This is a genomic window from Uliginosibacterium paludis (assembly GCF_039631355.1).
In the GTDB taxonomy this organism is placed as follows: Bacteria; Pseudomonadota; Gammaproteobacteria; order Burkholderiales; family Rhodocyclaceae; genus Uliginosibacterium; species Uliginosibacterium paludis.
The window spans coordinates 87344-100802 of record NZ_JBDIVF010000001.1 but is presented as its reverse complement, the minus strand read 5'-3'; the positions used below and the strand labels follow the sequence as shown (position 1 = coordinate 100802).

The following is a 13459-nucleotide window of genomic DNA, read 5'->3' as shown; positions in this document are numbered from 1 at the left end:
CCCTGGCTCCGCGTGCGCCGCATGCAGGAAAGCAGAAAGGCACTCCGGTGCCTTTTTGCCTTTTCAGGGCGCGTGGCGTCCCTTGCCCGGCGCCTCGTTGCCGCGGGACACCACATGGCTTGAGTGCTCAGCTTGCTGACCTGGCCTGGAATGCACTCAGGATGCGGCTGATCATGCCGCCAAAACTGTAGAAGACCGGAGCATCCGGTACCGCAGGCAAGCGGATGTCTGTCGCCATGCCCAGCACCGCGAGCGACTTCCAGGGATTGCTTCGCTCATCCTTGGGAAAGGCGCCGAATACGGAAGCGGGGCCGGCGCCCGAGTCGAGCGCGAGCGGCGCGCTGTCAAAAGCATCGGCCGGGAGTGGTGTGCCGGGCAAGACCGGCATGGGGAACACGCAGAAGATCGGTTCGACGCTTTTCTCGAGCTCGCGGTAGGCGAGCAGCACCAGCGGCAGGTTCAGGCTTTCGCTGACCGGCAGCAGAAAGACCGTGCCGATCCCGGCTGTCATGCGGATTTTCTTCGGGCGCTCGCGCGGCACGCGCAGCTCGAGGGGCTTGGGCGCGGGCGGCGTGCTGTGTAGCCGGGCTTCGAGCCGTTTGAGCGCCTGCTTTCTGGCCGGTACGGCGGACGGCGCATCCGCTGCCCAGTGCGCCAGATCCGCACCGTTCCGGATCAGCGTCAGGGCGCGATCCCTGATGGGGGGCTGCAGTCTGCCGTATTGCCACTGGGTGTCCGCCAGCGGCAGGATGACCAGGCATTCAAGCTGCCTGTCACCGATCAGATCCGCAAACCTTGCAAGGATCGCTTCAGTCGCTTCCTCGCTGGAGCGTCCGGATTTCAGCTGCTCAATGTAATCGTTGCGCACATCGCACGCGGTGTCGTCCGAATACAGTCCGGTTCCCCATGTTCCCATTTCAGTCTCCGGCGCCGGCTTGCCAATGGAATGCTCTGGTCTGCGTGCCGTCCGGATCCTGGAGCAAGTCGCCACAACGCATGCCGGCCTTGAGCAGAACCCGGTGCGAAGCGAGATTCGCCGGTGCAATCGTGGCGATGAGAAAATCGATGCCGAGCCTGCGGTGTGCGTGGTCGATCAGGCCACGCACCGCTTCGGTGGCAAAACCCTGGCCCCAGTGCGAGCGTCGGAGCGCGTATTTCACCTCGGGCTCGATCTGCCCATCGGGATGAACGATGCCGCAGAAACCGATGACGCCCGGCTGCGCGCGCAACTCTATGGCAAACATGCCGTAGCCGCGCTTGAGGTAGTTGTTGCGCGTCACCGCCAGCCAGCGAACGCAGTCGTCACGCGAGATGGCATGACCGTCGCCTACCCAGCGCATCGCGTCTTCGTCACCATAGACCTCATGCAGCGCGTCTATGTCGTCGTCATTCCAGCGGCGAACCAGCAGGCGGTGGGTCAGAAATTCGGCTTCCGGCATGTTTCGGTGGGCTCCTTGGGTCTCTTGCAGACAGGCTGCAGTCTGCACGAAATGCCTGATTCCGGCATCAGCGCCGCACGCCCCGAAAAAGTTGCCCTGGCGCGGCAAAAACGGTCTGGCAGGATGCCTCCCGCTGGCCCGGGAGTCAGAGGGCGGAGGGGTAGGCTATCCCTTCGGTCTCGGCATGCACCTGCGTCACATCGGCCTCCGGGTTGAGCGCGAGAATCAGCGTCCCGGTGAGAGGCTGATGTGCAAACACCGCAGTCACGGCGTCCAGTGGAACAGGACGCTCATAGTAGTCTTCAGCCCAGGCCTTGTAGGCTGCCGGGCCGTTTGCCAGCAGCGCGAGCATCTCGTCCGAGCCATCCTCCGCAATCGTGCTCTCAAGCTTGTGCCAGACAGCGTCGTGCGTTCCGCGCCAGAAGCAGAAGCTCGCGTTCTCCATCGAGAATGCCGGCTCGGCCAGAAAGGATGAGAAAGCCGCCGGCAGCTGCAGCGGGATGCTCCGGGCCAGTTCCGGATCATGGGCGAGTTCGTGGGCGAAGCCCTTGAGCGTGGCGCCCGCCGGGTCCAGCAGCAGGAACCAGTCGTCCCCCGAGCCGTTCCGCATCGAGGCCATTTCCTCTCCCGGGCCCCACTGGCTGTCGAAGCTGTAGTAGCGGTATGGCCACTCCGGGCAGAGGATCGCGTCCAGCATCGCCAGCGATTGGGCGCGCAAACGGATACTGGGAATCGAGGGAAGCGAGTCAGGGGACATGGCAGGCCCGGAGTTCAGGTGAAGTGCGGCATTTTCGTCGTGCGCGGCGCACGCTCATTCTGTGAGCGGATTCATGCTGTCACGTCCGGATGAGAGCCTTCGTCGAGGCCGATGAGTTTCAAGGCCTGTCTCCGTTCAATGCCCAACAGCATGAAGCCGGCATGCTCGTCCGCCGGTTCAGGGTCATGTACGAAGAGCACCAGGGACCCGAAGCCGGATGAGCTGTGGGCGAGTTCGGCGGCGTCGAGTTCGCGGACGGCGCGAACCCGGTCCACGCGAAACCACACCGTTCCCCAGCCTGGATACGGGACTTCACTGAAAAGATGCTTGCCCAGCGCCGCCACAATCTCCGGGACCGGCCTTCCCTTGATGTTTCGCTTGTATCGCCGCTGCTTGCCCGCGTCATGGAGCAGCACGAAGGGCGGTTCTGCCGATACGGCACAGCGGCCCACCAGGAAGACCTGCCCGCCATCGACGGGTTTTCTGGCTCCGATATCGAGATCCATGCTGCAGCACTCAGAGAGGGGTTGTTTGAGCCCTGATGGTAAGCATGAACCGGACGGAAGTCAGCAGGTCAGGGCAAGCCCGCCTGCGCGTGCCTTGTGGCGCGGTTTATCCGCCCGTGATGCGGAGGCTGACGAGCTCGGTGCCGCGCGCATCCTCGGCGTCCGGATTGGTGATCACCAGCTCTCCTGGCCGGGAGAAAAGACAGGTCTGCCAGAGCGAACGCACCGCTTCGGATGCCGTTGTGCAGCTGTAGCTGTTTTTCCACTCAACGATTACGCCATGGGTGCTGGCAGACAGTTGCAGGGAGTAACGACCGGTATGAGGCAGGGCATAGCTGACCGACCGGCCGTCAGCAATCATGACGGCGTCCTGAAGGTCAAACCCTTCGGCCTCGCCGCCACCCCCGCCGCAGGCCGCAAGCGTTGCAAGGCCGGCGAGACCGATCAGGTGCTTCGAGTTCATGCCCGGCCTCCCGTGGCCACCCGGCCGTCTGCCGGGTTCAGGGGTTGGGCCCGTTGTCTGCCATCCGGAGCGTTCAGCAGCGCGCACGGATGCTTGCCATGCGGGCCGGGTGTTGAGAGAGGCAGGCTCTGCGGGGAGTGCCGGGCATGTCGCGTGCGTGGGGAAGCCGAGGCCAGAACAGCCGCGATGGCAAGGGTGAATCTCATGAGGAACAGCCTGGGGAAGCGAATGAGCGGGGCCGGAATTCTTGCATTCCCCCGGAATTTTTATGCGGCATCCGGTCTTGTGTTTTTCGGGATTTTCACGTTGTACCGACGAGACAGCCTGCCCGGAATGTTTCGCAAGGCTGAGCCCGCTCAACTGCCGGCTTGCAATGAGCAGGAAACGAAATCGGGGTGACGCAGAAACCGCGCTGTGGTGGTGTGGTCCTCGCAGGCGCGCACGCAGGAGATCGCCCGGGGGCGTTCTGCTGACTTCATCTGCGCAGGCCGCTCAAGGGCCGGGCGTGTCGGCGTGCCGGTGGAACAGAGGATGAGGTGGCGGGGGCAATCCGGCTTATTCAGCCTGATGTCGCACCCGGGGCAGAGCCCGATCCTGACGAACGCAGATCCGCCGTCATGAACGATCACGCCGCAAACGTGCGATCGGGCGTCGAAGTCAAGGAGGTGGTCAGGAAAGGAGAAAATCATCATGCTTTCGGCATGTGCGGTTCGCCCATCAAGTCAGGGTGTCACAGCAGTATCGGATCATGATGGTATGGACTGGAGTGGCGATCCTGTCGATTGAAAGCCCGGCGTCTGTCGCGGGTACACGTCAAATTACAAGGCAGGAGTATTGGTGTTCATATCCAGCGGCCGCACTCGCTCAGCGGGCCGCCGCAGAAGGCATTCCGTCCCATGGTCAGCAGGATGACGGCAGAAATGCACAGTGCGATGAGGGAGGAGGCCAGCAGCGTAAAGACAAGAGCAGGCCGTCGGCCGGTTTTGAAGTCTCTGTAGAGTACCGGCAGAAGCAGGAGGAAGCCGAGCAGGCCTGTGAAACCTGTTCCCAGGAAAAGCAGGATGCCATCGCCGTCCCGCAGGCGGATGGCGGTCGCCTGATAAAGCAGGTCGGTCAGCAGTTCGCAGGCAAAGGGCAGCAGCAGGGCTGAGCTGCACAGGATGACTGCTGCGTTCTGCGAACACTTTTCGGTGATGCGTTTCATCGGAAGCAGAAGCCTCTGGAGGGGCTGTCCCGGTCATGGCGTGACAGCGTGAGTTTTTCGGTGTTGTTTCGCAGCATTTGCAGGAGTGGATCGGGCTGTCCGGGCGCTCGCAGGGCGAGTGTCCGGAAATATTCAGGCCAGAGCAAGCTGCGGGACGCAGAGCAGGCTCAGGGGCTGTGTGGATGGATGGTGACCGGGGCGCGTTCGGTGGCCGTGGCCGATGCATGAGGCCTGCGCAGCGAGGCGGATGAACCCGTCGTATCCATGGCCGAGGATCCGGCGTGGTATCCGTTATGCATATCGTTCTGAAGAATTGTTCGTTTGGAATCCGCCGCCCGCGTCCGACCATGCGGTGAGCCCGCAGAGGCTCATGCGACATCAAGTCATCCAAGGACATTCAATGCACACATCCAGAAAGAACACCCTGCCGGTGAGGGCGGGGGCCCTCGTTTCCGTTTTGCTGCTCGGGCTCCTGTCCGCATGCGGCGGTGGAGAAGGAGAGGTGACGACACCTTCTTCAGCAGCGCCGGCCGTGGCCGCTTCATCGTCTTCAATCGCCACTGCGTCGAGTGCGTCGAGCGTTGCCTCCAGCACCTCAAGCCGTTCGTCGACGGCCACGCAGTCCTCGAGTTCTGCCGCCGCGTCGAGCCTGGCTTCGAGCAGCGCCAGCGCGGTTTCGTCCAGCAGCAGTGCGGCGTCCTCTTCGACGGCTCCGGTCGCCGGGACCGTGCTGGCTTCTGACGATTTCACCGCCGGTCTGAGCCAATGGAAGGTCGAGCAGGAGAACGCTGCCGGCACGGTCACGGTGAGCAATGGCGAGCTGGACATCGTGCAGCCCGCGGGCGCCACGCTGTGGTTCCGGCAAAAGTTCTCCGGCAATTACGAAATCCGTTTTACCGCCACACCGGTGCCCTACACCGTGACGGTGGGAACGAAAAGCTATACCGACCGCATTTCTGACCTCAACATGTTCTGGAACGCGACAGCACCTTCCCGCACGGATGGTGATCCAACGCAACTGGGGCTGGACGGCAAGCTGGCGTCCTACAATCCGCTCACGCTGTATTACGTCGGCTTCGGCGCCAACGGCAACAGTACGACGCGCCTGCGCAAGTATGACGGCACCGATGCCCGGCCGCAGATCACCGGTTACGCCACGGCTGCGAGCCGCACGGCAGACGACACCGCGGGGGACATGACCACTGCGACTTCGCTCGCTGCGAACTCGCCGGTCGCGGTGCGCATCGTGTCGCGTGCCGCCACCGCGGATGATCCGGTCACGCTGCGCTGGTATGCCAATGGCGTGCTGATCTTCAGTCATGCCGACAGCGCATCCCTGCTCTCCGGCTGGTTCGGCTTCCGGACCACGGTGAGCCACTGGAAGCTTTCGGGCTTCTCGGTCCGCGCGCTCTAGTTCAGCAGCTTTCATTCCTGTCTGCCCTGTTCCTGCCGTGAAAGACCGGCGGGCAGGGCGATGCCTGCCCGGAGATTCCTTTCATGCAGAACCCCTTTGTGCTCAGGCCCGCCGCAGCGGCCTTGAGTTTCACGGTCTTCCTTGCGGCCTGCGGTGGCGGTGAGCTTGCCGACAGCGCTTCATCCGCGAGCGCCTCTTCAGTCGCGTCAGCCTCTTCAGCCGCGTCCGCCGCTTCATCGTCACGCGCGTCGAGCTCGGCTTCGTCCTCGGCCTCCTCGTCGCTTGCGTCCAGCGCAGCGGCGTCCAGTGCGGCTTCCTCTGACGCCTATGTATACAGCGATACGGTTGAGACCGAAACGACGCATGCCACGCACCTCGATGCCGGCTCGCGCATCGTCGAGGCGCTCGACCGAGGCCTGATTGCGGTGCCTTCGGGCTCCGGCTGGCTGCTCTCCTGGCGCCTGCTGGGTACCGAATACGGCAGCCGGGTGGCCTTCAATGTGTACAAGGATGGAAAGCGTCTCAACAGCACGCCGATCACCGATCGCACCAACTATCTGGACGAGAGCGCGGGCGAGGGTGTCTATACCGTGCGTGCGGTGTTCGATGATCGCCGCGTGCTGGCTGGCAGCAAGTCCGCGCTGAAGCTCGCCAATGGCTATCTGGAGATTCCGCTCAAGGCGGTGCCCACCGGCGTGCCGGCCGACTATTACGTGCAGCATGCCTGGCCGGCCGATCTCGACGGCGACGGTCGCTACGAATTCGTGATCTCGCGGCTGCCGTATAACGACAAGGCCGGGCTGCCCTGCTATGTGGAGGCCTACACGCTGGAGGGACGCTTCCTGTGGCGGGTGGATATGGGCGTGAATTCCTACACCCAGGCCGCGGGAATCGGGGCCAATGATTCGCCACCGGCCTCGATCAGCGGCTACGGCAACATTGCCGGCTATCGCAACGACGATATGCTGACGGTATTCGACCTGGATGGTGACGGCAAGGCCGAGGTGCTGGTGCGCACAGCGACCGGCACGAGCTTCGCGGATGGCAGCACGATCAGCTCGGCCGGCGCGAGCGATCAGTTCATCTCGGTGATCCAGGGCAGCAGCGGCAAGGAGCTGACCCGTACGGCGATCACCGATCTGCTGGAGCACGGCCCAGTGGGCGGACAGTTCGGCATTGCCTATCTCGACGGCGTGCATCCCAGCCTGGTGACGCAGCTCACCACCCGCGGTCTGCCAGCCAAGAAGGGGATCTTCCACTTCATGGTCTCGGCCTGGGATTTCGATGGCAAGACGCTGACGAACCGCTGGAAGTGGTTTGCCGACAATGAGAAAGCGGTCACGACCGTCCCCGAACGCTTCCACCAGATCCGCGTCGTCGATCTGGACGGCGACGGCAAGGATGAGTTCATCGGCGGCAACTACGCGCTCAACAGTGACGGCACGTTGCGCTACGTGATCGATGGCGTCGGCCACGGCGACCGCTTCCACATCGGCGACTTCGATCCCTCGCATGCCGGGCTGGAAGGCTTCGGCATCCAGCAGTCCGAACTGGGCGTCTGGAGCAAGTTCCCCTGGTATTTCTACGACGCGTCCTCCGGTACCCGGCTGATCACTGGCCAGCATCCGCCCTATGTGGCCGAGGTGGCCTACGACGTTGCGCGCGGCACCGCGGCGGACATCGATCCGCGTCATCCGGGCTATGAGTTCTGGACCAGTCTGACCGATCCGGCGCTGCCTTCGTCCGGCCTCTTCAATGTGAAGGGCGAGCGGCTCACCTACAAGGCTCCGGGGGCGAATTTCCGCATCTGGTGGGATGGCGACGAAGGTTCCGAGCTGCTCGACGGCGCGCAGCAGGGCGCGGCCTATGTCGGCAAGTGGGACCCGGCCACCGAGTCGGTGCAGCACCTCTTCGACCCAACCGGTGTGATCCTCTCCTGGCGTGCGGCGCCGCCCTTCTATGGCGACGTGCTGGGCGACTGGCGCGAGGAAATTCTGCTTGAGACGAGTGATCGCACCGCACTGCGTCTCTACAGCACACCGCTTTCGTCCGCGCGGCGCTTCTACACGCTGGCCCACAATCCGGAATACCGGCTGAGCCTCACGGTGCGCGGCTACCTGCAATCCACCCTGGTGGATTACTACCTCGGCTACGGCATGAGCGAGCCGCCCGTGCCGCGTGTACGAAGCCGGCGCTGAGCACGAGGGGCGCGAGCGGGTGAGGGTGCGGAGTGGGGCCGTGCTGTCACTTCGCTGACCTGGTTGCACAAACGGCAGAAGCCCCTCCGCCGGGTGTGGTGGAGGGGCTGTTTCCATGAGGCAGCCTGCCGATGCCAGCCACGTTTTCTATCCGCTTGCTGTGGGCCTGGCGCGATGATTCGCGCAATGTTTCGCGACGCGCGCGCCTGCCGGTCAGGAGGCGTGATTTCTCTTCTGCCCGGGCCGTGAGACGAAGTGGCCCGGGTGTGCCTCGCGGTGGAGATGGCATCCTGGCAGTGGCGCGCTGTTCAGCGCAGGGCTCCGGCGGGCTCGGCCTGCCGGCTCGGGGCGATGCCGGCGCCGCGCGCATGGGCAATGTCGAGCGCCGCGAGCATGTCGTCGAGCAGATCCTGCGCATCTTCCAGCCCGGCATGGACGCGGATCAGCGTGCCGGCGTGCTCCCACGGGCGGGCGGTACGCAGCGGCCTGCCCACCGGCAATGCAAGGCTTTCGAATCCGCCCCAGGAGAGGCCGATGCCGAAATGCTTCAAGGCGCCGAAAAAGGCGGACAGCACTGCCTGCTTCTCAGTGGCCAGCACGAAGGAGAAAAGACCACTCGCGCCGAGGAAGTCGCGCTTCCAGACTGCGTGACCGGGGTCTTGCGGCAATGCCGGGTGCATGACGCGGCTGACTGCCGGATGGGCGGCCATGGCCTGCGCCAGTGCCAGCCCGGTCTGCCAGTGCTGGCGCAGACGCACGCCGAGCGTGCGCAGCCCGCGCAGGGCGAGGTAGACGTCCTCCGGACCTGCCGTTTCTCCGAAAAGTCGTGCGCGCGGCAGGAAAATTTCCCAGGCATGCTCATTGCATGTCACAGTGCCCAGAAGGGCATCCGAATGCCCGAGAATGTATTTGGTGGCGGCCTGGATCGAGATGTCCGCGCCGTGGGCAAAAGGCTTGAAGTAGAGGGGAGAGGCCCAGGAGTTGTCGATGGCGACCAGCGCTCCGGCCGCATGCGCGACACGGGCTATCGCCGGAACGTCGGCCATTTCGAAACTCAGCGAGCCTGGAACTTCGAGAAAAACCAGTCGGGTCTGTGGCCGCATCAGCGCATGGATGCCAGCGCCGATGGCCGGATCGAAATATTCCACCTGAATGCCGAAGCGCGCGAGCTGCCCGTCGGCAAAGCTGCGTGTGGGCCCATAGACATTGTCGGTGATGAGCAGGTGGTCGCCTGCTTTCAGGAATGCCAGCAGGGTGTGGGTACAGGCCGACAAACCCGACGGAAACACCTGGCAGGCATGGCCGCCCTCAAGCTGCGCGATGGCTTCCTCGAAGGCCCGGATCGTGGGCGAGCCGAAGCGGCCGTAGTTGCCGTAGGGGTTGTCGGTCTTCTTGGCGGACTCCCAGGCTTCGTAGCTCTCGGCCATGATGGTAGAGCCGCGAAACAGCGGCGGATTGACGTAGCCCGACTGCTTGCCGGGGTCGCGGCCGGTGCGGATGAGGAGGGTGTCGGGCAGGCTGGGGACAGGGGATTTCATGGCGGCACAGGGGGCTGGGGGACGACCAGGAATAGCCTAGCGCTGAGGTGATGAAAATTTTTACCTGAATTTTTTGTATTGAAGCCTGTTCGTAGAAAAATATTCCGTAATGAATTTGCACAACGAGATTTTGAAGTATGGATAAGTTTGATATCGCAATTCTCTCCCGTCTTCAGGCGGATTGCTCGGTTTCGCTCAACGATCTGGCCGAGGAAGTGTCGCTTGGCTCTACCGCCTGCTGGCGTCGCGTGCAGAAGCTTGAGGAGAGCGGCTACATCCGCGGGCGGGTGGCCGTGCTGGATCGCCGGAAACTCAATGTGGGCGTGTCGGTGTTCGTGTCGGTCAGCACGAGTCAGCACAACCAGGCCTGGATCGATCGTTTTCATGAAATCGTGTCGGAGATCCCGGAAGTGGTGGAGGTCTATCGCATGGCGGGCGATACCGATTACCTGATGCGTGTGGTGGTGCCCGACATCGAGGCGTATGACGGCGTCTACAAGCGATTGATCCAGGTGCCGGGCCTGTCTGACGTGAACTCGGCCTTCGCGATGGAGCAGATCAAATACACCACCGAGCTGCCGCTCAAGTATGTGAAGTAAGCGCACGGCAGGCGCTGCATGCGCGCCTGCCGAAAAATCTCTTGCGCCGGCTGTCACTTTTTCTCCGCTGCTGCACATACGGCATGAAGGAATTGCCTTCATGACAAACGAACCGTGACGCAGGAGAAGGATTTTGGACGCGCAAAAAGCCCCGTTTGCCGGCAGGCCCAGCCCCCTGGTGCTGGCCTTGTCGATTGCCGTTGCAGGCAGCTTCCTGGTGATGCCGGCTGGCGCGATGGCGCAAAGCGCCGGCACTGTCGCCGCAAGCATCAGCTATTCGATCGAGCAGGGACCGCTGGAGCAGACCTTGCTTGCGATCGGCCGGCAGTCCGGTCGCACCATCGTGTTTGATCCGGCCGTCGTGCGCGCCGTGACGGCGGCGGCCGTCAAGGGCTCACTGAGCGCGGAAGACGCCGTGCGCTCCGCGCTCCGGGGGACTGCGCTGGCCCTCTCGATCAAGGCAGACGGCACGCTGTCGGTGCTGCAAGCGCCGGCTGCTGCGGAGCAGGCCGCACCGGTCGCGAGCCTCAAGGCGATCACCGTGGTGGCCGAGCGGGACCAGGCCGAAACCAGCTTCAAGGTGGACCGCACCAGCACTTCGACCCGCAGCGACACTGACCTGATGGATGTGCCGGCCTCGGTGACGGTGGTGACCGCCAAGGTGCTCGAAGCGCAGCAGGCCCGGTCGGTGGAAGATGCGATCAGCCAGGTGGCCGGCGTGATCTACACCAAGAGCCCGCAGGGCACGCCCAGCTACTCGATCCGCGGCTACGGCCAGACGGCGGTGACGAGCAATGGTCTGGCGAACTCCGCAGCAGCGAACACCAACATCGCAGGTGTGGAGCGAATCGAAGTGCTCAAGGGGCCGCAGGCCATCCTGGCCGGCGCGGGCTCCAGCGGTGGAGCATCTAACCCGGGGGCGCTGGGCGGCGCGGTGAACGTGGTGAGCAAGAAGCCCCAGGCCGAAACCCTGCGCGAGCTGACCGTGCAGTACGGCAGTTATGGCGACAAGGTGCTGTCGGGGGTCGTGCTGTCCACGGTACAGGGAGGTGGCCTGAACAAGATAGACTTCGTTACCGACTCACCCGGAGCACATTGATGCAGATGAATGCAGCACAGACCCAGGATTCCCCTTCCATGCGCCTTGCCCGGTTGCGTGCCGCCATGCAGGCCGCCGGCGTGGCCGCCGTGATCGTTCCTTCCTCCGACCCGCACATGTCGGAATACCCGCCGGCCCACTGGGCCACGCGTGAATGGCTGTCCGGCTTCAATGGCTCGGTCGGCACGGTTGTCGTGACAGGGGCGGATGCCGGGCTGTGGGTGGATAGCCGCTACTGGGAGCAGGCCGAGCGCCAGCTTGCTGGGTCGGGCATCGGTCTGCAGAAGCAGGGCGCGCCTGGCACACCGCCCATGGAAGACTGGCTGGCTGCACGCCTTGCCCAGGCAGATCAGGTTGCGGTGGATGGCGCGGTGCTGGCCTGGTCGGAAGCGAAGCGACTGCGCGAAGCGTTCGTCCGCAGCGGCATCACGCTGCGTACCGATCTCGACCTGACCGGCCCGCTGTGGCAGCAGCGCCCGCCATTGCCTGCCAACCTCGTTTTCGAGCAGCCGGTCAGCCATGCCGGTGAGGCGCGTCAGGCCAAACTCGAGCGCTTGCGTCAGCGCCTGAGTGCAGCCGGAGCGGACAGCCTCTTCCTGTCAGGTCTCGACGATATCGCGTGGCTCTTCAACCTGCGTGGCGACGACGTGCCCTACAACCCCGTATTCGTCGCGCATGCACAGGTCGACACCCATCAGGCACGCCTGTTCATTGATGAAGCCAAGCTGCCCGCCGGGCTGCGCGACAGCCTCCGGCTCGACGGCGTACTGGTCGAACCCGCCGCGCGGGCAGCAGAAGTAGTTGCGGCCATGCAGCCAGGCGAGCGCCTGCTGATTGACCCGGATCGCTGCGCGGCCCGTCTGGTCGAAGCGATCCCGGCAGGCGTGAATCGTGTCGAAGCCACGAGTCCGGTCGTGTTGATGAAATGCCGCAAGAATGCCTGCGAGCAGGCGCATGTACGTGATGCCATGGCGCATGACGGCGCGGCGCTTTGCCGCTTCATGAGCTGGTTCGACCAGGCGCATCGCAGCGGTCAGCTCAGCGAACTCGATGTGGTGGCGCGCGTGCGTGCCGAGCGAGCCGCGAATCCGGGATTCATCAGCGAAAGCTTCGGCACCATTTCCGCCTTCAACCCCAACGCGGCGCTGCCCCACTACCGCGCCGAGCCGGCAACGGCCGCGCGCATCGAGGGCAACGGCCTGCTTCTGCTCGATTCCGGCGGTCAGTATCAGGGCGCGACGACGGACATCACCCGCATGCTGCCGGTGGGCGAGGTGTCTGCCGAGCAGAAGCGCGACTGCGCACTGGTGCTGCGCGCGATGATTGCCCTCTCCAGAGCCGCCTTTCCCGCCGGCATCGGCGCGCCGATGGTCGACGCCATCGCGCGGGCGCCGATGTGGGCAGAGGGGGTCGATTACGGCCACGGTACCGGCCATGGCGTGGGCTGCTTCCTGCATGTGCACGAAGGCCCGCAAAGCATCGCCTGCCACGCCCGTCCGCGCCCGCACAACACGCTCGAAGAAGGCATGATCACCTCCATCGAGCCGGGCATTTACCGGCCCGGCCTGTGGGGCGTACGCATCGAAAACCTCGTGCTCGCAAGCGAGTTCCGCAGCACCGCCTTCGGCCGCTTCCTCCATTTCGAAACGCTGACCCTCTGCCCGATCGATTTGCGTTGCATCGACACCACGCTGCTGAAGGAAGACGAAATCGCCTGGCTGGACGCTTATCACCAGGAAGTGCGACGTCGCCTTGATCCGCTGCTGGGAGGCGAGGCGCGCGAGTGGATGCGCCGCAGGACCGCGCCAGTCGGCAGCCTCTGATCCCCGGCGCGACAAAACAGCAAGGGCTTGCGCTGTCTGGCAAGCCCTTGTCCATTTTCGACTACGCGCCTGCTGCAGCGATACTCACTGCGGCAGAGCGGCTTGGTTGAAGAGCCGCTTTCAGCACAACGTGACGTGCTTTTCACATGCATCGATGGATGCAGCAGGCCAGTCATGCAATGCTGTGCCAGCGCCGAAGCCTGTAGGGGAAATGAGTTGTGTTGGGTGGAGCTGACAAGAACCGGAACTGAAAACAAAAAAGGCCAGCATGTCTGCTGGCCTTTCCCCGATTCCTGCTCTGACCCCCGGGCTCGTCTCCGGAAGCGAAATAAATGTGGTTGCGGGGACAGGATTTGAACCTGTGACCTTCGGGTTATGAGCCCGACGAGCTGCCAGACTGCTCCACCCCGCGTCAGAGA

At 63.9% G+C, this 13459-nt stretch carries 14 protein-coding genes and 1 tRNA gene; 5 read left to right on the top strand and 10 right to left on the bottom strand.

Going from position 1 to position 13459, the window contains the following annotated elements; translation table 11 throughout:
• Window positions 1-127: 127 nt before the first annotated feature.
• From ABDB87_RS00460 to ABDB87_RS00430, 8 genes are all read right to left on the bottom strand, one after another.
• Window positions 128-916 carry a hypothetical protein gene (locus tag ABDB87_RS00460; protein ID WP_345923080.1) on the bottom strand — a complete coding sequence of 263 codons (789 nt, stop codon included), beginning with the start codon at window positions 914-916 and terminating at the stop codon, window positions 128-130.
• 1 nt (window position 917) lies between these two features.
• Complete coding sequence (locus tag ABDB87_RS00455) at window positions 918-1439, bottom strand: GNAT family N-acetyltransferase (RefSeq protein WP_345923079.1); 522 nt, start codon at window positions 1437-1439, stop codon at window positions 918-920.
• Between the two features lie 145 nt (window positions 1440-1584).
• Window positions 1585-2196, bottom strand: coding sequence for a hypothetical protein (locus tag ABDB87_RS00450; RefSeq protein ID WP_345923078.1), 612 nt, complete (start codon window positions 2194-2196; stop codon window positions 1585-1587).
• A gap of 71 nt (window positions 2197-2267) precedes the next feature.
• On the bottom strand, window positions 2268-2702 hold the full coding sequence (locus ABDB87_RS00445; RefSeq protein WP_345923076.1) for a hypothetical protein: 435 nt from the start codon (window positions 2700-2702) through the stop codon (window positions 2268-2270).
• Between the two features lie 106 nt (window positions 2703-2808).
• A complete protein-coding gene (locus ABDB87_RS00440) occupies window positions 2809-3165 on the bottom strand; it encodes a hypothetical protein (RefSeq protein ID WP_345923074.1) in 357 nt (118 codons plus the stop codon).
• Between the two features lie 356 nt (window positions 3166-3521).
• Window positions 3522-3854 (bottom strand): DUF6980 family protein, encoded by a 333-nt coding sequence (locus tag ABDB87_RS20545; protein ID WP_428715118.1) that lies wholly within the window; start codon window positions 3852-3854, stop codon window positions 3522-3524.
• Between the two features lie 152 nt (window positions 3855-4006).
• A complete protein-coding gene (locus ABDB87_RS00435; RefSeq protein WP_345923072.1) occupies window positions 4007-4369 on the bottom strand; it encodes a hypothetical protein in 363 nt (120 codons plus the stop codon).
• 378 nt (window positions 4370-4747) lie between these two features.
• Window positions 4748-5119 carry a hypothetical protein gene (locus ABDB87_RS00430; protein WP_345923070.1) on the bottom strand — a complete coding sequence of 124 codons (372 nt, stop codon included), beginning with the start codon at window positions 5117-5119 and terminating at the stop codon, window positions 4748-4750.
• Between ABDB87_RS00430 and ABDB87_RS00425 the strand changes: the two genes are divergently transcribed.
• Window positions 5097-5783: a DUF6250 domain-containing protein gene (locus ABDB87_RS00425; RefSeq protein ID WP_345923068.1), complete on the top strand. Its 687-nt coding sequence runs from the start codon at window positions 5097-5099 to the stop codon at window positions 5781-5783. The two genes, ABDB87_RS00430 and ABDB87_RS00425, sit on opposite strands and share 23 nt — an antisense overlap.
• A gap of 83 nt (window positions 5784-5866) precedes the next feature.
• Window positions 5867-7981, top strand: a complete 2115-nt coding sequence (locus tag ABDB87_RS00420) for a rhamnogalacturonan lyase family protein (RefSeq protein WP_345923066.1) — start codon at window positions 5867-5869, stop codon at window positions 7979-7981.
• A 308-nt stretch (window positions 7982-8289) separates the two neighbouring features.
• Here the strand turns inward: ABDB87_RS00420 and metC are convergent, their stop codons facing one another.
• Entirely contained in the window at window positions 8290-9519 is a 1230-nt protein-coding gene (gene metC / locus ABDB87_RS00415) for a cystathionine beta-lyase (protein WP_345923065.1), read from the bottom strand.
• 137 nt (window positions 9520-9656) lie between these two features.
• Between metC and ABDB87_RS00410 the strand changes: the two genes are divergently transcribed.
• The 3 genes from ABDB87_RS00410 to ABDB87_RS00400 all read left to right on the top strand — a co-directional run bounded on the left by ABDB87_RS00410 (window position 9657) and on the right by ABDB87_RS00400 (window position 13040).
• The gene (locus ABDB87_RS00410; RefSeq protein ID WP_345923064.1) at window positions 9657-10118 is read left to right on the top strand and encodes an Lrp/AsnC family transcriptional regulator; all 462 of its coding nucleotides are present in this window, start codon (window positions 9657-9659) and stop codon (window positions 10116-10118) included.
• A gap of 133 nt (window positions 10119-10251) precedes the next feature.
• Window positions 10252-11217, top strand: coding sequence for a TonB-dependent receptor plug domain-containing protein (locus ABDB87_RS00405; RefSeq protein WP_345923062.1), 966 nt, complete (start codon window positions 10252-10254; stop codon window positions 11215-11217).
• Window positions 11217-13040 (top strand): M24 family metallopeptidase, encoded by a 1824-nt coding sequence (locus ABDB87_RS00400; RefSeq protein WP_345923060.1) that lies wholly within the window; start codon window positions 11217-11219, stop codon window positions 13038-13040. The genes ABDB87_RS00405 and ABDB87_RS00400 overlap by 1 nt, the downstream gene beginning before the upstream one ends.
• 335 nt (window positions 13041-13375) lie before the next feature.
• On the opposite strand, the gene ABDB87_RS00395 is transcribed toward ABDB87_RS00400, so the two are convergent.
• Window positions 13376-13452 (bottom strand) — tRNA-Met (locus ABDB87_RS00395).
• Window positions 13453-13459 lie beyond the last annotated feature (7 nt).